Here is a 22,053-nt window from a genome sequence, read left to right as displayed (position 1 = left end):
CCGGTCAGTCGGTGCGGGCGGCGGCGGGTGCGGCGGGTGTGATGGCAGCTGCGGGTGCGGTGGCAGTGGCGGGTGCGGTGGCAGTGGCGGGTGCAGTGGCAGTGGCGGGTGCAGTGGCAGTGGCGGGTGCAGTGGCAGCGGCGCTGGATGCCGCGCTGGGGGCGACGGAGGGCGCGCCGCTCGGCGGGGCGCCCGTGGGAGCGGCCCCGCCCTGGGGACGCGTGCCGCCGCCGGGACCGGGTCCGCCCTCCGGTCCGCCTCCGCCCCCGACGCCGAAGGGCAGCAGCGAGGACGGGTTGACCGAGATGCCGACGCCCATGAAGGCCAGGCCCAGGACGGCCGTGTAGCCGACGCACACGGCCCCCACCAGCAGTCCCAGCAGGCGCAGCAGCCGGGCACGGCGTCCGGTGCTGTCGACGAACACGGGCCCCTCGGCGGATCCCTCGTCGCGGGCGCGGCGACGACCGCGCGCGGCGGCACGGGACGCGGCGGTACGGGACGCGGCACGGGATACGGCACGGGGTGGGTAGGCAGGCTCGGAGTGCATGCCCCCGGACGTTAGGGAGCCTTGCCTGTCGTCGACTGGCAGGTTCTTGAGAGGTTCCGGTGAAAAGCGGCCCATCCTGTCCGTCTCCTGGGAGAGGGCACCGCACGGCGCCCTTTCCTCAGCGAAGACCCAGGAACGCGTGCCACCTTCACTGGTCCGACGACGACCACGGACGAGAACGGGAGAGTGCACTCATGAGGGTTCACCGGAATACGGCGGCCGGGTGCGCCCTGTTGTTCACCCTGGCCACCGCGGGCTGCGCCGGACCGGACGGCACCGCCGACACGGCCCCCGCGGCACCGTCGGCGACCTCCGCGACCTCCGCGACCTCCGCGTCCTCCGCGCCGGCCACCGTCTACGCCCCCTACGTCAGCGCCACCACCGCCTCCGCCACCGACACCGCGGGCTCCCCCACGGTGTACAACCTGGCGTTCGTCATCTCGTCCGGCGACGGCTGCGTGCCGCGCTGGAACGGTGTCCAGGACGTCGACGACACCTCCGTCGCCGCCCGCGTCGGGAAGCTGAAGGCGTCCGGCGCCACCGTCCGCGTCTCCTTCGGCGGCGCGTCCGGCACGGAACTCGCCGCCGCCTGCGACAGCGCCCCGGCACTGGCGGCTGCGTACGGCGCCGCCCTGGACGCCGCCGGGTCCACGCGGGCCGACTTCGACATCGAGGGCGACGAGCTGGCCGACGCCGAGTCCCGCGCCCTCCGCTCGGAGGCGATCGCGCTGCTCCAGGAGGAACGGAGCGGCCTCCAGGTCTCCTTCACCCTCCCGGTGATGCCCTCGGGCCTGGACACCGACGGCCTGGCGCTGCTGGCGTCGGCCGACGATCACGGCGTGCGGGTCTCCACGGTCAACCTCATGACCATGAACTACGGCGAGTCGTACACCGACGACATGGGCGACTACGCCCTCGCCTCCGCGAAGGCCGCCCACACGCAGCTGAGGAAGGTCTTCGGCACATCCGACGCGGACGCCTGGCGGGGCATGGCGCTCACCTCGATGCTCGGCGTCAACGACGTCGCCGGGGAGACCTTCACCCTCGAAGACGCCGCCGAGGTCCGCGCCTTCGCCGCGGAGAAGGGCATCGCCTGGGTGTCGGTGTGGGCGGCGTTCCGGGACCGGCGGTGCGGGGACGACGCGTCCGCCGAGAACGCGCTGACCGACTGCAGCGGGGTGGAACAGGAGAGCGGCGCGTTCGCGGAGGCGTTCGCGGGATAGCGGGCGCTCAGCGCCGCCGGTACACGATCCGGCCCGCGACGACGGTCGCCACGCACGTGGACGCGCCGTCCCGCACCAGCCCGGCCCGGTCGGGCACGTCGAACACCGCGAAGCGGGCGGGTTTCCCGGGGGCGAGCGCAGGAAGCAGCACGAGCGGCACCGGCGAGAACGACGCGGGCCCGGGCAGGGAGGCCGGGCGCCCCGCCAGGGCGAGCCCCGCCCCGCGCACCGCGTCCAGGGCCGCGCGCCCCCGCAGCTCACCGGCGACGGCGACCGTTCCGTGCGCCAGCATGCGCTGCACTCCGCGGCGCGCGCTGGCCCCCCGCGCGGAGGGGTTGCCGGCGAGGAGGGCGAGCCCGCGCTCCCCGAAGACCGGCTCGGTGCCGAGCCGGTCCGCTTCGCGCGGGTCGGGGTGGTACGCCTGCTCCAGCAGCTCCGGACCGTACGGGTTGAGCAGTCCGGGCGTCAGGAGTCCGGGCCACCGGCGCACCCGCGCCCGCGGGTGGCCGGCGACCAGCTCCTCGTACGGGCCGACGGCGGCGAGGTACGCGCCGTCGGCCACGACGGCCGCCTCGGGCGATGCCTCGGCGACGTGGATCGTCAGCACGGCGGCGTCAGTTGGAGGCCAGCAGCTTCAGCTCGGGGTGCGCGGTGCCACCCTCGATGGCCGTGGACGAGATGTGGGAGACCACGCGCTCGTCGACGGGGTCGTTCGCCGGGTCGTCGTGCACGACGAGGTGCTCGTACGTCGTCGCGCGCTGCGCCGGCACCCGCCCGGCCTTCCGGATCAGATCGATGATCTCCATCCGGTTGGAGCGGTGCTTGGCCCCGGCGGAGGAGACCACGTTCTCCTCCAGCATGATCGAGCCGAGGTCGTCCGCGCCGTAGTGCAGGGAGAGCTGACCGACCTCCTTGCCCGTGGTCAGCCAGGAACCCTGGATGTGCGCGACGTTGTCGAGGAACACGCGGGCGATGGCGATCATCCGCAGGTACTCGAAGAGCGTGGCCTGCGTGCGGCCCTTCAGGTGGTTGTTCTCGGGCTGGTAGGTGTACGGGATGAAGGCGCGGAAGCCGCCGGTGCGGTCCTGCACGTCCCGGATCATGCGCAGGTGCTCGATGCGCTCGGCGTTGGTCTCGCCGGTGCCCATGAGCATCGTGGAGGTCGACTCCACGCCCAGGTTGTGGGCGATCTCCATGATCTCCAGCCAGCGCTCGCCGGACTCCTTCAGCGGCGCGATCGCCTTGCGCGGCCGCTCGGGCAGCAGCTCCGCGCCGGCCCCGGCGAAGGAGTCGAGCCCGGCCGCGTGGATGCGGGTGATGGCCTCCTCGACCGACACCTTCGAGATCCGCGCCATGTGCTCGACCTCGCTCGCCCCCAGGCTGTGGATGACGAGCTCGGGGAACTCCTTCTTGATGGCGGCGAAGTGCTTCTCGTAGTACTCGACGCCGTAGTCCGGGTGGTGGCCGCCCTGGAACATGATCTGCGTGCCGCCCAGCTCGATCGTCTCCGCGCAGCGGCGCAGGATGTCGTCGAGGTCGCGGGACCAGCCCTTCTCGGTGTCCTTCGGGGCCGCGTAGAAGGCGCAGAACCTGCACGCCGTGACGCACACGTTGGTGTAGTTGATGTTGCGCTCGATGATGTACGTCGCGATGTGCTCCGTACCGGCGTACCGGCGGCGGCGCACGGCGTCGGCGGCGGCGCCCAGCGCGTGCAGCGGAGCATCCCGGTACAGGTCCAGCGCCTCTTCGGGAGTGATCCGCCCACCGGCGGCGGCGCGGTCGAGGATGGGCTGAAGGTCGGCCTTCTCGGTCACCGGCGTCCCTTTCGCAAGGTTCGTAAGGGTTGTGGACGGACCGCACCAGCGTACGCCAGGCCTTTCGTCCGCTCGTGCTCAGGCCGCGTAGGCCCCGGCCAGGACGCCGAGGAAGGCTCCCGCGATGAGGAAGGGACCGAAGGGGATGGCCGTCTTGCGGTCCGCGCGCCGGGCGACCAGGAGGGCGCCGCCGTACAGCGCCCCGAGCAGGAACCCGGCGAAGGTGCCCAGCATCAGCGTGGGCCAGCCGTACCAGCCGAGGGCGGCGCCGGCCGTGAGGGCGAGCTTGACGTCGCCGAAGCCCATGCCGGCCGGGTTGACGAGGAACAGCACGAGGTAGCCGGCGCCGAGCGCGAGGGCGCCCAGCAGGGCGGTGGTCCACTCCCCCGCGTGCTCGGGCACGAGCGCGGCGAGGCCGAGCACGACGAGTGCGGCACCGGCGAGCGGCAGGGTGAGCGGGTCGGGCAGCCGCCGTACCTTCAGGTCGACGACGGCCAGCAGCACGCCGGCCGGGGCGAGCAGCAGCCAGACGGCGAGCTCGGGCCGGGGCCCGGTGGCGGCGGCGAGGGCGGCGCAGACGAGGGCGGTGACCGGAGCGAGGACGAGGCGGCTCGGCCCGTAGGGCACCGCTGGCGGAGCCCGGTGGTACGCGGTGCCGGTGGTGGCGTCGTACGTCGGCTCCGTCGCCCCCGGCGCCGGGTCGCACTCCCGGCAGCGGGCCCGGCCGGCCCAGCCGCGGACCGGGTGGCCGCCGGGGCACGCGGTGCGCCACGCCTGGCCGGAGGGGGCGGAGAACCGGTAGGCGGCACGCGGCAGCAGCGCGCCCGTCACCGCGCCCCACAGCGCGGCGACGAGGACGACCGCGAGATCGACGTCGATGTCCATGGCCGTGTTCATCCGGCGGCGGCGACGCCCTCGCGCCAGGTCGGCAGCAGTTCGTCGAGCAGCGCCTCGGTGCGGGGCGGCAGCCCGCGAGCCCCGCTGCGGCCGGCGAGGTCGGCGGCGAGGGCGCGCAGCCGGCCGGGGTCGCCGGTGGCGTGCGTGGCGCGCAGCAGCTCGTGCCACAGGCGCTCGTCGGCGGGGGCGGTGCGCAGCGCCGCGTTCAGCGCCTCGATGGCCTTCTCCGCACGGTTCTTCTCCAGGTGGAACTCGGAGAGCGCCAGCCCGGTGTCGGCGACGAGCAGCGGGAGCTGGGCGTCGACGATCTCGTGGGTGAGCCAGCGGTAGCGGCCCTCGGGCCGGTCGGCGAGCAGCGGTCCGCGCACCAGCACCAGCGCGTCGGTGAGCAGCCGCCCGCGCACCTGGCGGCTGTCGACGCCCCGGCCCTGCGTGGCCTCGTAGTAGAGGGAGCGCAGCACGTCGAGGTCGGAGACGACGGACTTGGCGAGAGTGAGCCGTCCGGTCGCGTCGGTGGCGAGCCGCGGCGTGCCGTCGGGGTCGGCGCCGAGCCAGGCCCGCAGCCGCTCCAGCAGCGCGTCGCGCACGTCCGGGGTCACGCCGCGCGGCCACAGCGCGGAGGACAGCACGCGCGGGTGGACGCCCTCGCGGTGCAGCAGGAGCAGCGCCAGCGCCTCGTGCAGCAGGGCGCTGCGCTCGCCGTCGGGCGCGTCCAGGCCGATGATCTCGTACGAGCCGACGAGGCGGGCGTACACGGCGGGCCGGCCCTGCTCGCTGATGTCGACGAGGAACGGCGGCGCGTTGCCCGGCCGGCCGGGCCCGCCCTCGGGGCCGGAGCCGGGGTCGGCGTCGGTGAACAGCTCGACGACGGCACGCTGCTGGGCGAGGGGCAGCAGCTGGGCTTCCAGCTCCAGTCCGAGCAGCGGCGCGAGCAGCCGGCCCGCGCCGGTGATCTCCATCTCCCAGGCGGCGCCCGGCAGGTCGGTGCCCTCGGTGCCGACGAGGTAGCCGATGCCGAGCCGGCCGGCGTCGGCGGCGAGTTCGGCCAGCCGCAGCGCGTCGTCGTCGGAGGGCCGGGCGGCGAGCAGGACGAGGTGCGGCGCCCAACGGGTGTGCTGGGCGGGCCCGGTGCGGCCGGTGAGCACGGAGTCGTGCCCGGCGGCACCGAGCGCTCCGCGCCGCTGCCGGGTCTCGGCCGACATGGTCTCGAAGAGGTCCTCGAAGCCGTCGAGATGCCGGATCCGGCTGGGCGCGAGGGGCGTGAGATCGTCCCCGAACCCGACCAGAGTGATGGTCATACGGTCCGACCAGCCGTTGGTGGCCAGTTCGGCGGCGACCGACGCGAACACCGCGGCCCGGTCGGCCTCGGCGCCGCTCAGCGAGACGATGCCGGGCACGGCCTCCAGGTTGAGCAGCAGCCGGGAGTCGTCCATGGTGCCGAGGCTGACGAGCCCGGGGTAGGGCGCGGCCGTCTCGGCGTCCTCGTACCCCTCGGCGTCGGCGCGGGCCAGCATCCAGAAGGTCTGGTCCTGCCCCTGCTGCCAGGGAGCGGGCGGCTTCCCGGCGGGCTGGGCGAGCTGCAGGTGCAGGTCGCCGTTGCCGCTCATCCAGGCCGCGTAGACGACGGGCAGCGGTCGGGACTCGGCGGCGAGGGCGGCGGCCAGCCCGCGCAGCGACCGGTCGAGCAGGCGTACGCCCTCGGGGTCGGCGCCGACGAGCAGCGCGTCCTGCACGTCCTGCGCGTCGCCGGTCGGCGTGGGCGGCTCCATGCCGCGCCGCCCGCCGACCGCGCCCAGCGCCGACTGCCACATCGCCTGCCGGCGCCGGCGCCCCAGGGCACCGAGGAGACCTGCGGCGAGCAGCGGCGACGCGAGGAGCGCCTCGGGCAGCCCGAAGGAGTCCTCGGCCGGTCCGGCGGCGGGGGTCGCGTGCTGCTGCCCGGCACCGGGGACGGGGGTGGCCGGCGTGACGGGGTTCGCGGGCGTGGGCGCGGGCCGCTGCTGGGGCAGCGAGACCTGCGCGTCGCCGCCCTGCGCTCCCCCTCCGCCCCGGGCGTGGTCCCCGCTCTGTGCGTAGTCGCTGATTTGCTGCTGCACCTGCTCGGGGACGCCCGGCGCCTCGTCGGGCATCTCGACCAGCTCGCCGCCGCGGGCGTCGCCGGGCATCTCCATGATCCAGCCGGGCCGGATGAGGGACGCCTCCGACAGGCGGGACCCGTCCGGCTGCACCCGGTCCTTGTTCAGCTCGAAGATCTCCTTGTACCGGCGTCCGTCACCCAGGTGCCGTTCGGCCACCTCCCACAGGGAATCGTGGTGACGCCCCTCCGGCGGCTGGATCCGGTAGTACTTCGTCTCCCCGTGCGCGGCGGCGGAACCTCCGTCCGTCCGGGCCGCGGACTGTCCGGCCTGCCCCGTCTGCTCGGCCAGGGCGTTCGCGGTGGCGGCGGCCTGCTCCTGCTGCTGGGCGAAGAGTCCCGGCGTCTGCTGGGCGGCGGCGACGGCCGGCTTCTGGTTCCCCTCCAGGCTCTGCCCGAGCTGGGACAGCCCCGGCGTGAGGCTCGCCGCGGTGGCGCCGACGAGGAGCAGCGCGGCGACGAGCTGCCGGGCGAGGAGCTGACTGGGCCCCGACCCGGGCACCCGCCCCGGCACCCCCACGCCGGACAGCGCGGCCTTGACCTCGACGAGCACGCAGGCGGTGAACTGCGCCCAGGCGAACCAGACGATGACGGTGAGGATGTGCAGGAAGGTGGAGACGGTGATCTCACGCTGCAACCAGTCCAGGCTCGGCGCGCCGTCGGGCAACGGCCAGCCGATCTGGGTGGCCAGCGCCAGGGGCACCCCGACGACCAGCACCAGCAGCACCACGAAGGCGAGGAACGCCTTGACGAAGTCCCCGAGCGACCGCCGCCGCACCCGCACGGGCTGAGGCGTGCGGTTCCTCGGTGCGGAGGGTGCCGAGGGAGCCGTCGAGCTTGCGGAGCTTGATGTGCGGCGTCGCGGCATGGGCGGAGTCCTGGGTCGTGGTCGTGGGCGGCGCAGGCCGCGGGGGCGTCCGGGATGAGGGGTGTGCTGAGCCTACCGAGATCTTATGGACTCCCCCCGTCGGCGGCGAAGGGGCGAGGGAGGCCCGCATCACAACGTCCGCCCGCTTCATGCCGTTTGCCCGCCTCTGCGGACTCCGCCTTCACACTCCGCGCACAATCCCCGAAAACCGGTCAGAGGCCGCACGCGCACCCCTGGTAGCTTCGTTCCCTGTCGCACACGTCGTATCCCGGGGGGAACACCAGTGGCCCGCAGCGCCCTCACCATGACCGCCGCCACCTTCGCCGCGACGGCGGCCCTGCTCCTGACCGCCTGCGGGGGCGGCGACGAGGACGCGTCACCGGACGACATCAAGGGGGCGGGGACGGGCGCGAGCAGCCCATCGGCTTCGAAGTCGACCCCGGGGACGGGCGACCGACCGGACCTGAGCCTGCCGACCGACCTGAAGGTCGAGTTCGACGACTCCCAGCCGTCCGACGACCGCCACGCGGCGGCTCTGGACAACGCGGAGAACTACATCCTGGCCCTGAACCACGGCATCACCGCCCAGGATCCGGAGGACCCGGCCTACGAGTTCTACTCACTCGGCAATGCCACCACGTACGCCAGGGGTCAGATCCAGGCCTGGGTGGACGACGAGTGGACCGCCACCGGTACGGACAGCTACTACAGAACGCGGACCGATGACGTCAGCGACTCGGGCGGCGTGCTCGTGACGATGTGCCGGGACCAGGGCGACTTCTTCGGCAAGAACGTCAAGACCGACAAGGTCAAGCGCACCGAGCCGAGCCTCAACGACTACCAGGAGTTCCGCCTCCTGATGAAGCCTCCGCAGGGTTCGCAGAAGATCTGGAAGGTACTGCAGATCGAGGTACAGGGGCGCGTGAAGGAGTGCCGTCGATGACGGCGAGCCCTCTGCGTTGGGCGTCCGCCCTTGCCGTCGTGGCCGTCCTGTGGTCCGCCGGTACGGCGCACGCCGCGGGTCCGGAGGACAACACGACAGTGCCGCCCGCCGACGAGCCGAGCGGCAGCACCACCGGTAACGGAACGCTGTCGGCCTCGGTGTCCCACATCAAGGTCACCTATCCGAGCGGCGGTGACGGCAAGGGCCAGCAGGGCAATCTCGGCACGGTCGACCCCAACTGGAAGCCGCCCGCCTGCTGGTACGAGCCCGCCTTCACTCCCGCACAGCTCAAGAAATTCGTGGAGACGGACGGTGGAGGCGACGTCGGCATCCACGAGTCATGGTGGGGCGAGGAGCTGTGGACCGACCACTACCGGGACGGTAAACCGGCGGACAACTTCGATCTGGGCTCGCCCGCCAACAGCTCCGCCGACGGGTACAAGGACTACAACCTCGGCAAGGACGGCTACTTCTGGCGCGGAGTCGCTCCCGACAGCTCGGATCCCGACTCATGGGACTGCGGCCGCATCATGTTCTGGGTCGATGCGGGCCGGCTTCCGGACGACCCGAACACCCCGACCCCGAAGACACTCGCCGAGTACGCCTACAACAAGGTCAAGGTCCCCGAGACCGAGGTCGAGCTGAAGCCGGCCGCGAAGTCCACGGTGAACCTCCCGACCTGGGTCTGGCTGGACAAGGGCACCTTCAAGGAGGTCAAGGTCCGGGCCGAGCTGCCCGGCACCGGGCTGTGGGCGGAGACGACCGCCAAACCGGTCGCCCTCCACCTCAAGCCCGGCACCGCCGACGCCGAGACCTTCCCCGCCTCCGGCGACTGCGAGATCGACGCCGACGGCTCCATCGGCACGCCGTACGCGAAGGGCAGGGCCGATCAGACCCCGCCCTGCGGCATCCGCTACCTGCGCGCGTCGAACGGCGGGCCGTACCAGCTGAACGCCTCGATCACCTGGGAGATCTCGTGGGAGGGAACCGGCGGCGCCCAGGGCGACCTGCCGGACGGCACGTTCGAGACGACGCAGGACATGGAAGTCCAGGAGATCCAGTCCATCAACCGCTGAAAGAGGCAGCGGATCCCTGGGTATCAGCCACGCCCTTCGGTGAACAGATCTTCCGCGCGCGTGACTTGGACTGCCCGCTGGGACCAGACCCTGAGCTGCTCCAGATCGGTGCAGGCAAGCACCCGCTCCCGCACGGCATCGGCCACCGGGATGCCCCGCCACTCCAGGATCTCCAACGTGATCTCGGAACGATCCTCGGCCCGCCCTTCCTCGCGGCCTTCCTCACGGCCCTCGACTCGGCCCTCCTCGCGAACCTTCTCGGCCACCGGATTGTTGAAGAAGTAGCGGATCTCCGACATCAGGTCCCTCCAGATCCCCCAGCCGGGCAGCCCCCGCCTGATGGGTCGGGAAGCCCAGCGTGCCGTCGCACTGTTCTGCGAGCTCTCCCTCCTGTACGACGTGGTCAACGCGTCACGCCGCGACAAGGTCACACCACCCGTCCTCGCACCGACCCGACACGGGTACGCAGCGCGTGCGATAGGTTCGTACGCGCGTTCCAAGCGGGTACACCTAGCAACGTGCACGGGGGAGAACACGGTGTCGCACAGGCCTGCGGACTGGCACGTACTCGACCTGGACAAGGACCCGACTCCGGGCGACCCGGACCGCGTTCGCAAACTCGCCGGCACCCTGCACGACTTCGCCGATGACGTTGCCGACATCCTGCGCGGCCTCAAGGGGATCGCCAAGGAGGACGAAATCCTCTCCTGGGCGGGCAAGACGGCGGAGGTGTTCGCCGAGGAGTTCGAGGACGCCCCGAAGAAGCTGCGCAAGCTGAAGAAGTCGTACGGCCTGGCGGGCGACGCGCTGGCCACGTTCTGGCCCGACCTGCGGGATGCCCAGGAGAAGGCCGACAAGGCGCTGAGTGACGGCCGCAAGGCCCGCGAGGAACTCAGTACCGCACAGACCGCACTGACTGGTGCCGACGGCTGGGTCCGCAGGGCGACCGAGAAGACCGACTCGTACGACCCGGCCAAGAACGGCGGCAAGGACGTCCCCAAGCCCGACGAGGCCGAGGTCCGCCGCGCCACGCGTGATGCCCAGCATGCGAAGGCCCGGCAGGCGGCGGCCGAGCGGAACGTGGCGAGCGCCCAGAGCGCCCTCGACGCGGCCAAGAAGCTCGCCGGTCAGGCGAAGGGGCTGCGCGAGGAGGCCGCCCGCCGGACGGTGACCAAACTCCGGGAAGCCTCCGACGCCGGTATTCCGAACCGGCACTGGTGGGAGGAGGTGGGCCACTGGGTCTCCGACCACTGGGACGAGATCGTCACCGTCTGCAAGTGGGTCGTGACGATCGTCGGCATCATCGTGATGATCGTGGGCGGCCCGCTGGGCTGGCTGGTGTTCGCCGCGGCGCTCGTGGTGATGGCGGACACGATAAGAAAGGTCATCAAGGGAGAAGCCGGCTGGGGGGATCTCCTATGGGCGGCACTGGACTGCATACCCGCGACCAAGGGATTCACCAGCCTCGCGAAACTCGGCAAGTTGTGGAAGGCGGGAGGGCTGAAAGCGCTCGGCGCCGGTGCGCTGGGGGGTATCGGTGGCGGCCTGAAGAACCTCGCAGCCGGCATCAGAAGCGGACGAGCAGGTCTCAAGAACCTTTTCCTCCGCACCATGGGCAAGGGTCATCCCGAACGAACGGGATCCAAGATTCCCGCTCCTCCCAGAAACCCGGGTGACGATGCACTCGTCTCCGGAATGCCCATCTACCACGGTGATCGCATACTTGCCATCGGATACGACAGCTCGACACTGCGAAACTTCCAAGTGGCGGAACGCCTCCCAGGCCATCAGGACGCAGTGATCCACGGCCTGCGCGATGGAACCTTCCTGGCCGGCGCCGACAACCTCTCCGGATTTCGGGCTGCCGGAGAGGTCGTCAACCCGCACCAGGTGGCGGATGCCATCCGCCGAGCACCTGACTACGACGGCGGAGCAGTTCGCTTGCTATCGTGCCACAGCGGTGCGATACCAACCGACGGGATTGCACCTGCCCAGGAGATCGCCAACATTCTTGGCACCACGGTCAAGGCGCCCACCAACGCGGTGGGGGTGCCACCGATCGGCGACGGCCCCTTCACACCCGCCATCATGGACAATGGAAGCTGGAGAACCTTCCTGCCGCTCCTGTGACTGACGAAAATCAAGGACAGCAATGATCAGAACTGTCGGGTTCTTCCGAGAGCAACCCTCCAGTTGGGGAATCGAGAGAGAATCCTCGATCCACGACCTCGTACGCCCGGTCGGCGAAGCCGATGAAGAAGCAATCGTGACTTACCTGGTCAACGGGATCGACATCTTCAGCGAGATGGGGGCGGAACTGGATATCCTGTCCAGTGACAACTTCCCCATCGCGGGCGGCGCGTCGCTGAAGACCGACGGCGACTGGGTATGGCGCCTCGATCTGCCTCACTACGTGGATGCCTACCACGTGGTTCTGCCGGAAGAATTCCTCGAAACCATCAGATCGCGTGACTACGTCGTGCCGCAACTCGACCAGGACACGTTGTTCTCCATCCTGGAAGAGGTGACAGGGATTGACTACCGACGGAAATGACGAGCTGAACGACGGCTCAGGCAGCAACCCCGCACCCTCCGGCGGCATTTCCCTCTCGGTCCCGGACACCTGGTGGGAGTTCGATGTCCGACCGGAGGGCAGGGACGGGACGATTCGCGCCTTGGTGGATGAACGTCTCGAAGAGACGCCCGAACTCCGGCCCTACCGCGCCGACCTGACCGCCATGCTCCGGAAGATGGCCAAGGACGCCCACGACTCCGGTGCCCTCTACCTGGGGTGCATGGCCGAGAACTTCGACGGTGTACCGCTGTCCGCGACCGTCACCGTGTCCGTTCTCGGCGCCAAGGACAAGCAGGGCGTCGCCCTGTCCACCGATCCCCGGGCCATCGCCGACAGCCTGCGTGTGATCACCGCGCGGCGTGAAGGCGACGCCTGGCGCAAGGTGACGACGGTCGACATTCCCGAAGTGGGCCCGGCCGCGCGGACCTACGGCGTGGAAGACGTACCCGTGACGCCGGGCGACAGTCGTACCCTCCGTATGGTGCTGACGCAGACGTACATCCCCGTCCCGGGAACCACCGACCAGGTCGTCCTCGTCTCCGGGGCCAGCCCGGTGCTGGATCTCGCCGAGGCGTTCCACGACGTCTTCGACGCCGTGACCGGCACCTTCCGTTTCGTCTGACCCGCAACCCGCAGAGAGGACTTCGCGCCATGGCCAAGAGCGACCTCGCACTGCCATTGACCGAGCTGGAGGGCTACGGCCGTCAGCTGCGGTCACTGAAGACGCGGCTGAACCACACGAAGAAGCTGTTCGAGTCCTACCAGGACGACATCGGCGACGGCAGCGTCAACGAGGCCCTCGGCGACTTCGAGTCCAACTGGGAGGACGGCCGCGAGGACATCACCCAGCAGCTCGACGCGCTCGCCGAGATGTCGGACGCCGTGGTGCGGGAGTTCAAGAAGCTTGAGGACGACCTCAGCAAGAAGGTCAGTGGCTCTGTGCAGACGGAGGACAAGCGGGCCGGCGAGGGCGGCAAGGGCGGCGGCACGTAGCAGCCGGCCGGGGCCGCCGTACCGTACCTCGGTGGGACCGGCCCTCACCGGGTCGGGTCACGTCCGGCACGCCGGGTCACCCCACCTCGTTCTCCGCCACCGCCTGGCCGTGGACCACCACGTCGCCGCCGTAGAACATGCCGGTGAAGACCGGGGAGTAGGTGAGCTGGACCTCGACCTGGACGCGGGCCGCGTCGGCCGTGACGCAGTGGGTCGCGGCGATGTCCGCGCCGGTCATGTCCATCTCGGCGGCGAAGGCCTTGACCCGGGCGTCGCAGTTCTCGTAGTTGATCGGGGCGGGGCCGCCCACGTCGTCGTAGAGGGCCTCGCGGTCTATGTCCTGGGCGGCGTAGCGCGCGGCCTGCTCCGCGATGTCCGCGGCGCGTTCGCGCTTGGAGATGGACATGCCGCCGTCGATGACGAAGGCCGAGAGGGAGAGGAAGACCAGCGCGAAGATGATGACCGCGCCGGCGCCCGAGCCGCGGTCGTCCAGCCGGGTGCGCCGGTCCGCGAGCCACTCGCGTACCTGGGATCTCACGCCGTCCTCCGGTACGGGTCCAGCGGGGAACTGAAGGTCGCCGACAGGGTGGTGGGGATGTCCAGGCCGATCGAGGCCAGGCCGCGCACCTCGCAGCTCACCTCGACGGTGAAGAGGGTGTCCGGTTCGAAGCCCGGGCTCTTCTGGACGACCGAGACCGGGCCGGAGCAGACGTCCGCGAGGTTGGACTCGGCGGCCTTCTTCGCCTCCGCGATCGCCGTGCCGTGGTCCTTCTGGATCGAGCCCGCGCGGGCCGCGTCCCTGGCGGCGCCGTCGAGTGCGCCGCGGCCGTCGACCAGCTGGCCGAAGGCCACCAGGACGAGGATGAAGAGGATCATCACGGGGGCCAGGATGACCACCTCGACGGTGGACAGGCCCCGGTCGTCCCCGCTCCTTTGCGGCCGGTCGCCTCTGCGGCGGGAGTGGTCCATCTAGTCGCCCCCCTCCCGCACGAAGCGCTCGACCGGCCCCGTCGACCGGGCGTGCACCGTCAGGTCCAGGCCCGGGAACACCGTGGGGATACGGGCCGTGATCTCCACGCCGACCGTGTTCTGCTCCGGCTGGAGGGTCTTCACGTCGGGTGACAGGACCAGCTGCGGGCCGAGTTGGGCGATGTAGCTGTCGACCACGTCCCGGGCCTCGCCCCGCCACGCGCCGGGCCGGGCGTCGGCCGTCGCGCGGGCCTTGCGCGCGCCCGCCTGGGCCGCGGCCTGCGCCACGTGGTCGGCGAAGAAGTACAGACCGAACTGCACCGTCGCGAAGATCATGAAGAACAGGACCGGAGTGAGCAGCACGAACTCGATCGCGGTCATGCCGGAGTCGTCGCCGCGGGTGGTCGCGGTCTCCCGCGCGGCGTCCACCCTGCGCCGCACCCGTCTGTGCACGCTCCCGAGTACGCCCCTGAGCACGCCGCGCGCGGCGCCCGGCGTCCTCGTCCCCGTCTGTCCCGTCACGTCGTCCCCGTCAGCGCCAATAGCCGTAGAGCCGTACAGCCGCGTACGGCCGTCAGCAGGTCTTGCCCGCGTCCGCGCCCTTGATGCAGTCGCCGACCTTGTTGGCGCCGTCGCTGAGGGCGGTGTTGATGATGGCGGCCACCACGCCGACGATCGCGACGACGACCGCGGAGATGATGACCCACTCGACCGCGGAGGCGCCGCGGTCCAGCTCGCCGGAGCGGGCGCGGTCCACCCGGGCCCGCAGGAAGGTGATCAGGAAGTCGACGGGCACGATGCCCGTGGTGCCGGTGCGGAAGTTCCGTCCGTTCATGGTGGGTTCCGTCCTCTCGTATCGGTTCTGGGAGCGAAGCGGCTCGGCCTGCTGGATCAGGTCGGGGGCGGGTGCGTGGAAGGCTGCGGCGTCACACCTGGAACACCCGCATGGCCGCCGGGTAGATCAGGAACACCAGGAACCCGGCGCACAGCAGGAGCTGGGCCACGAGCATCGACTGAGACTTCTCACCCGCGCTGCCCTCGATCTCGGCGAGTTCCCGGTGCCGCATGGTCTCCGCGCGGGAGGCGAGGGACTCGCGGACCTTGGCGCCGTCGTCCGCAACCAGCGCGAGCGAGGCGGACAGGTCCTTGAGCTCCTCGACGCCCAGGTCCTCGCCGAGCTGGCCCAGCGCCTGCCACTGGCTGATGCCCGTGATGCGCGCGTCGGCCAGCGCGTTGCGGATGCGGTGGGTGGCCCAGCCGTCGGAGACCTCGGCGGCCGCCATCAGCGCCTCCGGCAGACCGCGGCCGCCGGCCAGGCTCATGGAGACCAGGTCCAGGTAGGCGCCGATCACGCGCCGCAGGTCACGGCGCTTCTCGGCGGCGTCCCTGCGGACCTCCAGGTCGGGGAGGAAGAAGAAGAGCGCGGCGCACAGCAGGGCCAGCCAGACCGGGATGATCGGGCTGTCGCCGAAGCCCAGCTGCCAGACGATGGCGAACAGGAACGGGCCGAAGAACAGCCCGCCCGCGGCCAGCAGCGCCTTGGTCGCCAGGAACTTCTCCCAGCTGCGGTCCAGCACCGCCAGGTCCGCGCGCAGCGAGCGCTGCTCCCAGCCCTGCTGGAGATACAGCTCGGCGACCCGGGCGCCGACCTGCGCCCGCAGCGAACCGAGACGGCTGGTGTCCTGCGCGGCGCGGGACGACTCGTACGCCGCCCCGCGCGCCCGCATGGCGTCGATCCGGGCGACCTGCTGGACCGGGCTGCGTCTGCTCGGCATCAGGGCGCGGACCAGGGCGTAGACGCCCAGTCCGATGACGGCGCCGACCAGGACCGGCATGGTCAGGTTCATCGACGTACCCCCTCGTCCCCGGAGGCCGGCGACGGCTGCGACGGTTGCGGCAGGCGCTGTACCGGCTGCCCCGGGCGGCCGGAGTGGCCCGGCTGCCCCGGTGTACGGGGGCGCACGAACTGGACGCCGGAGCCGTCCCGGACCAGGAAGCGTTCCGGTGTCTCGATGGTGGACAGCTTCCGCAGCCACCAGAAGCCCAGCGCGAACAGCCCGCACACGCAGGCCAGGACGAGCTGGCCGACGGGTGAGCCGTACGGTTCGACGAAGTCCCGGTTGAAGATGGACAGGCCGAGGACGAAGAGGACCGAGACCGCGACCACGATCTGCACGGACCGGCGGGTCGAGGCGCGTTGCGCCATCACGCGCTGGCGCATGTCGACCTCCTCGCGCGCCGACTTGGCGAGCGCGCCAAGGACCTGCCGCAGACCCGGGCCGCGCAGCCGCGCGTTGAGGATCAGCGCGGCGACGATGATGTCGGCGGACGCGTCGTCGATCTCGTCGGCGAGGTGCTGGAGCGCGTCGGGCAGCGGGGTGCGCGAGCGCAGCCGGTCGACCAGGGCGTCCAGGTGGGGCCGCAGGACCGGCGCCGCGGCGCGGGCCGAGGCCGGGATGGCCTGCTCCAGGCCTACCGCGCCCGCGATGGTGTCGCGCAGCGACTCCGTCCAGGAGGCGAGGGCCTCGACCCGTTTCATGGCGGCGCGTTCCTCGGAGGCACCGCCGAAGAGGCGGTCCCAGAAGAAGACGAGGACACCGGCCGCGATGCCCAGCACCGCCCAGCGGGTCAGGAGCAGGACCGCCAGACCGACGAGGGCGGCGGCGGAGCCGCGCCGGCCCGCCCACCGGATCAGCTCGTTGACACGCTCACTGGCCTGCCGCTTCTCGTGCTCGGGCTTGACGGGCAGTCCCCGTACCGCGACCAGGAAGAGGGCGAGGCCGCCACCGACGGCGACGCCGCAGCCGAGCGCGTACAGGACCGTGGTCGAGAACAGTCCGCCCATGGAGCCGAGCGAGTCCAGTGCCGCGAGGGTGGTCGTCGCGTCGTTCGTGCCGCTCATGTCCGTCACCCCCACGTTCCGTTGGGCCGGTAGCCGTAGGCGATGAGTTCCTCCAGGCAGGCGATGGGGGCGTGCGGTACGACCTGGCCGTCGGGCGTCTCGGCGAACACCTCGCTGGACAGGACGCGGCCGTCGACGCCGTTGACCTCGCGGACCGAGGTGACCGTGCGCTGGAGGCGGCCGCCGTTCTGGAAGTCGTTGCGCCGCTGGACGAAGACGACGAAGTTGACGGCGCCCGCCACCAGCATCTGGCTGGCCTCGATCGGCAGCCGCTCGGTCGCCTGGAGGGCGTACGTGGAGATGCGGTTGAAGACCTCGTGCGAGCTGTTGGCGTGGATCGTGGAGAGGGAGCCGTCGTTGCCCTGCGACATCGCGTTCAGCATGGTGACGATCTCGTCGCCGAGCACCTCACCGACGATGACGCGGGAGGGGTTCATACGCAGGGAACGGCGGACCAGTTCGGCCATGCCGATGGCGCCCTGGCCCTCGGAGTTGGGCAGCCGCTCCTCGAACGCCACGACGTTGGGATGGAGTTCGGGGAAGGTGTCGAGGCCCAGCTCCAGCGCGCGCTCCACGGTGATCAGCCGCTCGTGCGGCGGGATCTCGTTGGCGAGGGCGCGCAGCAGCGTCGTCTTGCCGGCGTTGGTGGCGCCCGCGATCATGATGTTCTTGCGGGCCCGGACCGCGCAGGCCAGGAAGTGGCCCAGCTCGGGGGTGAGGGTGCCGTTGCCGACCAGGTCGGAGATGAAGACCTTGCCCAGGCGGGCGCGGCGGATGGAGAGCGCCGGGCGCCGGGCGACGTCCATGACCGCCGACAGACGTGAGCCGTCCGGCAGCCTGAGGTCCAGCTGCGGGTTGGCGGAGTCGAAGGGGCGGGAGGACAGGCCCGAGTAGGCGCCGAGGATCTGGATCAGCTCGATGAGCTCCTCGTCGGTCTCGGCGACCGGCTCGCCGCGCACCTCGCGCCCGTCGGAGTAGCCGACGAAGACGTGGTCGCAGCCGTTGATGTCGATGTTCTCGACCTCGGGGTCGTCGAGCAGCGGCTGGAGCCGCCCCACGCCGAAGAGCGCGGCGTGCACGGCGGCCGCGTACGCCTCCTCGGTCTCCGCGTCCAGCGGCGTGCGCCCGGCGTTGATCTCGGCGCGGGCGTACTCCTCGAGTATCTGCGCGATGACGGCGCGGGCGTAGTGCCGCTCGTCCTCGGTGGACATCGGGGTGACGCCGGAGACCTGGTCCTGGCGGCGCTGCTCGGCGATGCGGTCACCGGCGTCCTGCCGGAACCGCTTGACCAACGCGTGGTCGACAGCGGTCATCGGCCGGCCCCCGCGTGGCCGGACATGCCGGCGGGACCGGCGTGGCCGGTGGCACCGGGACCGGCGTGACCGCCGGGCACGGACCAGGCGGCACCGAACTGCTGGTACAGGTCCGAGGTGACCTTGCGGGCCGAGCGGATGAGCAGCGACTTCTCCAGCCGCCCGCGCCTGCGCCCGGCCAACTGGTCGGCGCCGGCCGGGTCGTCGGCGATCGTGCCGACCACGCGGGCGCCGGTCTGGGCGTGCACCAGCATGTCGTTGACCTGGCCGGAGAGCTTGGCCGCGTTGTTCGTGTCGGCGACGAGGACGACGCCGACGAACGGCAGGCCTAGGCTCGCGGCGCCGCGCGCTCCGCCGTGCAGCTTGTTGGACAGCGCGGCGGCGCGGTCCCGTACCCGGGCGATGGCCTCCGGCTCGGTGCGGGAGAGGAGCAGGACGAGCGCGGCGTGCGGAAACAGCTCGGTCGCCGGGGAGTCCCCGCTGACCCGGCCGCAGTCGGCGATGACGTCGGCGGGCGCGTTCGGGGAGTCGGCGAGGGAGGCGAAGGCCCGGCCCAGGGTCGGCCACAGCCCGGCGAGCCCGGCGGCCTGCTCGGAGATGCCGAGCCCGACGAGGACTTCGAGGCCGCCGCTGAGCGGCTGCACGTGGTCCCAGAGCTGGTCGGGCACGAGGCCGCGGCGCGCGGTGGCGGCTATCGACAGCATGCCGGTGTTCGGGTTCAGCGGACCGCCGTGCGCGGCGGCGGACCGGTACACCAGGTCGCCTCCCGCCGGGTCGGTCTCGGCGAGCAGGACACGGCGCGGCCAGACCGCCGCGAGGGCGACGGCCGCGGTGGTGACGCCGGGGGAACCCTTGTCGGCGGCGAGGGCGATGAGGGCCATGGCTTCTTCGGTCGCCTTCTACTTGGCGGGAACGCGCACGACGGCGACCTCGCCGGCGGCCGACGCCGACGCGAGGGCGGCCGCGTCGGCCTCGTCGACGAGGAGAGTGATGGATGTGGTGCCGGTGCTTACGGTGGCGTCGCCATCCCCCTTGACGCTCTCCACCGAGGCGTTCGCGATGAAACCGTTGCCGGACGAGGAGGAGGACGAGGATTCCTTGTCGGAGGAGTCCGATCCGCTGGAGCCACGCGTACCGACCCGGTAGGCGGTGACCGTGTCACCACCCTTGATGCCCGTGTAGTACTGGCCCTCCTTGAGAGCCAGTCCTACGGAGGCCTTGCCCTCGGGAACCTCCGCCTTGGCGCCGAACATCTGGCCCACGACGACCGTGTCGGCGTAGATCGTGGACTTGGCCTTGAGCTTCTTGAGGGCGTCGACCTTCGTCCACTCGACGTAGTTGACGCTGTCGTCGGCGGCCACCATCACGGAGGTGACATGGTTGCCGACGGAGTCACCCGCCTGGATGTCGGCGGTCACCTTGACGACCTCCACCCGGTCCCCGGCCCGCAGCACCAGCATCGTCGCGCCCAGCGCGCCCACCAGGATCAGCAGCACCGCCAGCGCGGCAAGCGCCGGCTTGCGCTCGCGAGGAGGGCTGGGAAGCCGGTCACCGACCGACGGCTGAGCCGGAGCCGCGGAACGTCCCGCGCCCGCCCCCGTACGCTCCTGGATCTTCACGCAACCGCTCCCCGTACGACCAAGAAATTGTCTGCCTCGAACCCACTCGGACGACGACCGCCCAAGTGCGCAGAATCATCTGCGATTTCGGACACTTCGCCCGCGCCTGCCCGACCGTCGGCGTCCCGGGGCATTCCCTGACGCACCCGCCAGACCTGCGCGAATAACCAGCGGTAGGACGAGCGTCAAGCCATCGCACCGTATCAGCCGCACATAAGCCCCTCAAGGCATGCCCGACCACTGCCCACCCACCCCGCCCACCGTTACTCATCTGCAACTTCGCGCCACCACAACCCCGTTGAGCACGGCCCGCCGAGGAGCCTCGCCCACTGTGCTCACGCGAATCAGGAACGGCCGGCACCGAACACCGTCCGCGTGCTGTTCGTCACTGAGCGCCCATGGGTCCTGCACGATTCACTCACTAGGGCTCCGATCGCCCGTGCCATGATCTTCGCTCGGATCAGTGACGGAACGAGTACGCAGAGGGAGCGGGGGACACGAATGGGTCTACTGCCAGTGAGCGGTGCCGCGTTGGAGTCCGATGCCCGGGTGCGGGACGCCGCGCGGGACATCGGCACCCGGTACGGCGTCGACTACACCGACGACGCGGCCGTGACCGCCATGCTGACGGAACGCCGCAAGTCCCTGGAGAGGGAACAGCGACCGGCGGGCTGCCTGGGGCTGCTGACGCTGATGGCAGGCATGTTCCTGCCGTTCGGCCTGTCGATGTCCCCGGCGCTGGACGCCCATCTGTTCGCCGTACTGGGGGCATCGGGCGCTCTCACGGTCGTCGGCGTGGCCCTGCTCGTCCACACACGCGCCCAGTGGAAGCGGGCGCTGCGGCAAGGTCCCCTCGCCGGCTACCGCGAGGTCCTCGGCGTCGCCCGCGCCCACGGCATCCCGCTGGCGCACATACCGCCGTGGCTGGAGGGCCGGACGACGGATGGCGGCGGGAAGGGCGCGGCGCCGATCCCGACGTACCCGCCGGTGGAGCGGGCGGGCGAGCCCGCTCCCGCGCCGACGGCGGCACCAGCGGCATCCGTCTCCGTACCCGTGCCACCGAAGCCCTTGGCCGTCGAGGACTACGAAAACATGGCGGACACGGGCGGCTGGCACGACGAGGTGGGCTGGCTTCTCATGTTCGCCGGCGTGATCGGCGTCGCCTGCGCCTCCGCCACCGACGCCCCCCTCGGATACGGCGCCGCCTTCCTCGTCCCCACCGCCGTGTTCGTCTGGCTGGCGGGCCGCCGCCAGGGCCGGGAGAAGGAGAGGCTGCGCGAGGAGGCCCTGGACTACGTGAAAGCCCTGGAGGCGGCCCAGGCGGCGGGCGCGCGCATACCGGAGCTCTCCCCGCAACTGCGCGCCCTCCTCGACGACCACTGACCCCTTTTCCCCCACCGTCCTACGGAGCAACGGAGTACCCGTGAACCGCCCCGCAGCCGCAGCCATGGCCACCCTGACCCTGCTGTCCCTCACCGCGCTCACCGCGTGCGCCGGCGACTCGGACACCGATGCGGCGACCGACGAACCGAAGGCGAGCGCGTCGGCGGCCAAGACTCCCTCGCCCGCCGAGCACCTGACCGCGGTGATCGTCACGAAGGCCGACACCGACGGCTTCGAGGTGAACGAGCCGGCCGACGAGTACGCCTTCGCCACGTCGACGGACGAGGTGACGGTGGACAAGCCCGCCTGCGCACCCCTCGCGTACGCCATGAACCAGCTGCCCCTCGGCTCCCCCGAGACCGACCTGACCCGCATGACCTCGGGCCCGACGGATGCGCCGACGCAACTGACGACGGGCATCACCTACACGTACGTCACCCTGGCGTCCTACGCCCCCGGGAAGGCGCGGGCCACCCTCGCCGACGCACGCAAGGCCGTGGACGCGTGCGCGGACGGCTTCACGGCCGAGGCGAACGGCAACAAGAGCCCGTACGACTCCGTCAGCCCCGAGAAGGTCGCCCCGGGCGGTGACGAGTCGCTCGGCTACACGTCCACGATGACCTTCCGCGGCGTCCGGCACGTCCTGCACGGCGAGTTCGTCCGCAGCGGTGACGTCCTCGCCGTCTACTTCTCGGTCGACGGCATGGCCATCGCCAACGGCAGGCCGAGCGACGCGAAGCTCTCGCCGACGGTGGTGAAGGCGCAGAACGCCAAGCTGGCGTGAGGTCGTGACGGAC

At 71.4% G+C, this 22,053-nt stretch carries 24 protein-coding genes; 9 read left to right on the top strand and 15 right to left on the bottom strand.

Features of this window, described 5'->3' with window-relative positions; genetic code table 11:
• Positions 1 to 4 precede the first annotated feature (4 nt).
• Positions 5 to 547: a hypothetical protein gene (locus ACIBCJ_RS25640; protein ID WP_365980382.1), complete on the bottom strand. Its 543-nt coding sequence runs from the start codon at positions 545 to 547 to the stop codon at positions 5 to 7.
• Positions 548 to 741: 194 nt separating this feature from the next.
• Here ACIBCJ_RS25640 and ACIBCJ_RS25635 point away from each other — a divergent pair, with 194 nt between their 5' ends.
• Positions 742 to 1,770: a chitinase gene (locus ACIBCJ_RS25635; protein ID WP_365980381.1), complete on the top strand. Its 1,029-nt coding sequence runs from the start codon at positions 742 to 744 to the stop codon at positions 1,768 to 1,770.
• 7 nt (positions 1,771 to 1,777) lie between these two features.
• On the opposite strand, the gene ACIBCJ_RS25630 is transcribed toward ACIBCJ_RS25635, so the two are convergent.
• The 4 genes from ACIBCJ_RS25630 to ACIBCJ_RS25615 all read right to left on the bottom strand — a co-directional run bounded on the left by ACIBCJ_RS25630 (position 1,778) and on the right by ACIBCJ_RS25615 (position 7,483).
• Positions 1,778 to 2,377 carry a hypothetical protein gene (locus ACIBCJ_RS25630; protein ID WP_362103190.1) on the bottom strand — a complete coding sequence of 200 codons (600 nt, stop codon included), beginning with the start codon at positions 2,375 to 2,377 and terminating at the stop codon, positions 1,778 to 1,780.
• A gap of 7 nt (positions 2,378 to 2,384) precedes the next feature.
• Complete coding sequence (gene mqnC, locus ACIBCJ_RS25625; protein ID WP_362103191.1) at positions 2,385 to 3,584, bottom strand: cyclic dehypoxanthinyl futalosine synthase; 1,200 nt, start codon at positions 3,582 to 3,584, stop codon at positions 2,385 to 2,387.
• 78 nt (positions 3,585 to 3,662) lie between these two features.
• Positions 3,663 to 4,469, bottom strand: coding sequence for an A24 family peptidase (locus tag ACIBCJ_RS25620; protein ID WP_365980380.1), 807 nt, complete (start codon positions 4,467 to 4,469; stop codon positions 3,663 to 3,665).
• 8 nt (positions 4,470 to 4,477) lie between these two features.
• Positions 4,478 to 7,483, bottom strand: coding sequence for a BTAD domain-containing putative transcriptional regulator (locus ACIBCJ_RS25615; protein ID WP_365980379.1), 3,006 nt, complete (start codon positions 7,481 to 7,483; stop codon positions 4,478 to 4,480).
• Between the two features lie 283 nt (positions 7,484 to 7,766).
• On the opposite strand from ACIBCJ_RS25615, the gene ACIBCJ_RS25610 reads away from it, so the two are divergent.
• Both ACIBCJ_RS25610 and ACIBCJ_RS25605 read left to right on the top strand, forming a co-directional pair.
• On the top strand, positions 7,767 to 8,426 hold the full coding sequence (locus tag ACIBCJ_RS25610; RefSeq protein ID WP_362103194.1) for a hypothetical protein: 660 nt from the start codon (positions 7,767 to 7,769) through the stop codon (positions 8,424 to 8,426).
• The gene (locus ACIBCJ_RS25605) at positions 8,423 to 9,502 is read left to right on the top strand and encodes a hypothetical protein (RefSeq protein ID WP_365980378.1); all 1,080 of its coding nucleotides are present in this window, start codon (positions 8,423 to 8,425) and stop codon (positions 9,500 to 9,502) included. The genes ACIBCJ_RS25610 and ACIBCJ_RS25605 overlap by 4 nt, the downstream gene beginning before the upstream one ends.
• A gap of 23 nt (positions 9,503 to 9,525) precedes the next feature.
• Here the strand turns inward: ACIBCJ_RS25605 and ACIBCJ_RS25600 are convergent, their stop codons facing one another.
• Positions 9,526 to 9,801, bottom strand: coding sequence for a hypothetical protein (locus ACIBCJ_RS25600; protein ID WP_362103196.1), 276 nt, complete (start codon positions 9,799 to 9,801; stop codon positions 9,526 to 9,528).
• 238 nt (positions 9,802 to 10,039) lie between these two features.
• Between ACIBCJ_RS25600 and ACIBCJ_RS25595 the strand changes: the two genes are divergently transcribed.
• The 4 genes from ACIBCJ_RS25595 (at position 10,040) to ACIBCJ_RS25580 (ending at position 13,070) form a co-directional block, all read left to right on the top strand.
• Entirely contained in the window at positions 10,040 to 11,632 is a 1,593-nt protein-coding gene (locus ACIBCJ_RS25595) for a putative T7SS-secreted protein (protein WP_365980377.1), read from the top strand.
• Positions 11,633 to 11,654: 22 nt separating this feature from the next.
• On the top strand, positions 11,655 to 12,056 hold the full coding sequence (locus ACIBCJ_RS25590; protein ID WP_362103198.1) for a hypothetical protein: 402 nt from the start codon (positions 11,655 to 11,657) through the stop codon (positions 12,054 to 12,056).
• Positions 12,057 to 12,180: 124 nt separating this feature from the next.
• Positions 12,181 to 12,699, top strand: coding sequence for a hypothetical protein (locus tag ACIBCJ_RS25585; RefSeq protein WP_365980501.1), 519 nt, complete (start codon positions 12,181 to 12,183; stop codon positions 12,697 to 12,699).
• A 29-nt stretch (positions 12,700 to 12,728) separates the two neighbouring features.
• Positions 12,729 to 13,070, top strand: coding sequence for a hypothetical protein (locus tag ACIBCJ_RS25580; RefSeq protein ID WP_365980376.1), 342 nt, complete (start codon positions 12,729 to 12,731; stop codon positions 13,068 to 13,070).
• A gap of 76 nt (positions 13,071 to 13,146) precedes the next feature.
• Here ACIBCJ_RS25580 and ACIBCJ_RS25575 read toward each other — a convergent pair whose 3' ends face one another.
• From ACIBCJ_RS25575 to ACIBCJ_RS25535, 9 genes are all read right to left on the bottom strand, one after another.
• A complete protein-coding gene (locus ACIBCJ_RS25575) occupies positions 13,147 to 13,608 on the bottom strand; it encodes a pilus assembly protein TadG-related protein (protein WP_365980375.1) in 462 nt (153 codons plus the stop codon).
• Entirely contained in the window at positions 13,605 to 14,039 is a 435-nt protein-coding gene (locus ACIBCJ_RS25570) for a TadE family protein (protein ID WP_362510831.1), read from the bottom strand. Before ACIBCJ_RS25570 ends, ACIBCJ_RS25575 begins: the two co-directional genes overlap by 4 nt.
• Positions 14,040 to 14,420: a TadE family protein gene (locus ACIBCJ_RS25565; RefSeq protein ID WP_362510878.1), complete on the bottom strand. Its 381-nt coding sequence runs from the start codon at positions 14,418 to 14,420 to the stop codon at positions 14,040 to 14,042. It lies immediately after the preceding gene.
• Positions 14,421 to 14,613: 193 nt separating this feature from the next.
• Positions 14,614 to 14,874 carry a hypothetical protein gene (locus ACIBCJ_RS25560; protein WP_133887572.1) on the bottom strand — a complete coding sequence of 87 codons (261 nt, stop codon included), beginning with the start codon at positions 14,872 to 14,874 and terminating at the stop codon, positions 14,614 to 14,616.
• Between the two features lie 91 nt (positions 14,875 to 14,965).
• Positions 14,966 to 15,886, bottom strand: coding sequence for a type II secretion system F family protein (locus ACIBCJ_RS25555; protein ID WP_362103202.1), 921 nt, complete (start codon positions 15,884 to 15,886; stop codon positions 14,966 to 14,968).
• Positions 15,883 to 16,884, bottom strand: a complete 1,002-nt coding sequence (locus ACIBCJ_RS25550; RefSeq protein WP_362103295.1) for a type II secretion system F family protein — start codon at positions 16,882 to 16,884, stop codon at positions 15,883 to 15,885. Before ACIBCJ_RS25550 ends, ACIBCJ_RS25555 begins: the two co-directional genes overlap by 4 nt.
• Before the next feature lie 62 nt (positions 16,885 to 16,946).
• The gene (locus tag ACIBCJ_RS25545) at positions 16,947 to 18,254 is read right to left on the bottom strand and encodes an ATPase, T2SS/T4P/T4SS family (RefSeq protein ID WP_362103203.1); all 1,308 of its coding nucleotides are present in this window, start codon (positions 18,252 to 18,254) and stop codon (positions 16,947 to 16,949) included.
• Positions 18,251 to 19,135: a hypothetical protein gene (locus ACIBCJ_RS25540; protein WP_365980374.1), complete on the bottom strand. Its 885-nt coding sequence runs from the start codon at positions 19,133 to 19,135 to the stop codon at positions 18,251 to 18,253. Before ACIBCJ_RS25540 ends, ACIBCJ_RS25545 begins: the two co-directional genes overlap by 4 nt.
• Before the next feature lie 18 nt (positions 19,136 to 19,153).
• On the bottom strand, positions 19,154 to 19,873 hold the full coding sequence (locus ACIBCJ_RS25535; RefSeq protein ID WP_362103205.1) for a hypothetical protein: 720 nt from the start codon (positions 19,871 to 19,873) through the stop codon (positions 19,154 to 19,156).
• Between the two features lie 501 nt (positions 19,874 to 20,374).
• Between ACIBCJ_RS25535 and ACIBCJ_RS25530 the strand changes: the two genes are divergently transcribed.
• Together ACIBCJ_RS25530 and ACIBCJ_RS25525 are read left to right on the top strand one after the other, a co-directional pair.
• Positions 20,375 to 21,256 (top strand): hypothetical protein, encoded by an 882-nt coding sequence (locus ACIBCJ_RS25530; protein ID WP_365980373.1) that lies wholly within the window; start codon positions 20,375 to 20,377, stop codon positions 21,254 to 21,256.
• 40 nt (positions 21,257 to 21,296) lie between these two features.
• Positions 21,297 to 22,040 carry a hypothetical protein gene (locus ACIBCJ_RS25525; RefSeq protein ID WP_365980372.1) on the top strand — a complete coding sequence of 248 codons (744 nt, stop codon included), beginning with the start codon at positions 21,297 to 21,299 and terminating at the stop codon, positions 22,038 to 22,040.
• The last annotated feature ends 13 nt before the right edge of the window (positions 22,041 to 22,053 follow it).

Origin of the sequence: Streptomyces sp. NPDC051136, from assembly GCF_044455745.1 — a bacterium.
Lineage (GTDB): Bacteria > Actinomycetota > Actinomycetes > Streptomycetales > Streptomycetaceae > Streptomyces.
The sequence above is the reverse complement of the archived record's forward strand: the minus strand, read 5'-3'. Positions and strand labels throughout refer to the sequence as shown.

Coding starts and splice junctions, on each gene's coding strand:
- ACIBCJ_RS25565 (WP_362510878.1), bottom strand. CDS start 14,420: ATGACCGCGATCGAGTTCGTGCTGCTCACTCCGGTCCTGTTCTTCATG.
- ACIBCJ_RS25530 (WP_365980373.1), top strand. CDS start 20,375: ATGGGTCTACTGCCAGTGAGCGGTGCCGCGTTGGAGTCCGATGCCCGG.
- ACIBCJ_RS25605 (WP_365980378.1), top strand. CDS start 8,423: ATGACGGCGAGCCCTCTGCGTTGGGCGTCCGCCCTTGCCGTCGTGGCC.
- ACIBCJ_RS25570 (WP_362510831.1), bottom strand. CDS start 14,039: ATGGACCACTCCCGCCGCAGAGGCGACCGGCCGCAAAGGAGCGGGGAC.
- ACIBCJ_RS25600 (WP_362103196.1), bottom strand. CDS start 9,801: ATGTCGGAGATCCGCTACTTCTTCAACAATCCGGTGGCCGAGAAGGTT.
- ACIBCJ_RS25640 (WP_365980382.1), bottom strand. CDS start 547: ATGCACTCCGAGCCTGCCTACCCACCCCGTGCCGTATCCCGTGCCGCG.
- ACIBCJ_RS25590 (WP_362103198.1), top strand. CDS start 11,655: ATGATCAGAACTGTCGGGTTCTTCCGAGAGCAACCCTCCAGTTGGGGA.
- ACIBCJ_RS25555 (WP_362103202.1), bottom strand. CDS start 15,886: ATGAACCTGACCATGCCGGTCCTGGTCGGCGCCGTCATCGGACTGGGC.
- ACIBCJ_RS25550 (WP_362103295.1), bottom strand. CDS start 16,884: ATGGGCGGACTGTTCTCGACCACGGTCCTGTACGCGCTCGGCTGCGGC.
- ACIBCJ_RS25580 (WP_365980376.1), top strand. CDS start 12,729: ATGGCCAAGAGCGACCTCGCACTGCCATTGACCGAGCTGGAGGGCTAC.
- ACIBCJ_RS25615 (WP_365980379.1), bottom strand. CDS start 7,483: ATGCCGCGACGCCGCACATCAAGCTCCGCAAGCTCGACGGCTCCCTCG.
- ACIBCJ_RS25540 (WP_365980374.1), bottom strand. CDS start 19,135: ATGGCCCTCATCGCCCTCGCCGCCGACAAGGGTTCCCCCGGCGTCACC.
- ACIBCJ_RS25635 (WP_365980381.1), top strand. CDS start 742: ATGAGGGTTCACCGGAATACGGCGGCCGGGTGCGCCCTGTTGTTCACC.
- ACIBCJ_RS25620 (WP_365980380.1), bottom strand. CDS start 4,469: ATGGACATCGACGTCGATCTCGCGGTCGTCCTCGTCGCCGCGCTGTGG.
- ACIBCJ_RS25560 (WP_133887572.1), bottom strand. CDS start 14,874: ATGAACGGACGGAACTTCCGCACCGGCACCACGGGCATCGTGCCCGTC.
- ACIBCJ_RS25545 (WP_362103203.1), bottom strand. CDS start 18,254: ATGACCGCTGTCGACCACGCGTTGGTCAAGCGGTTCCGGCAGGACGCC.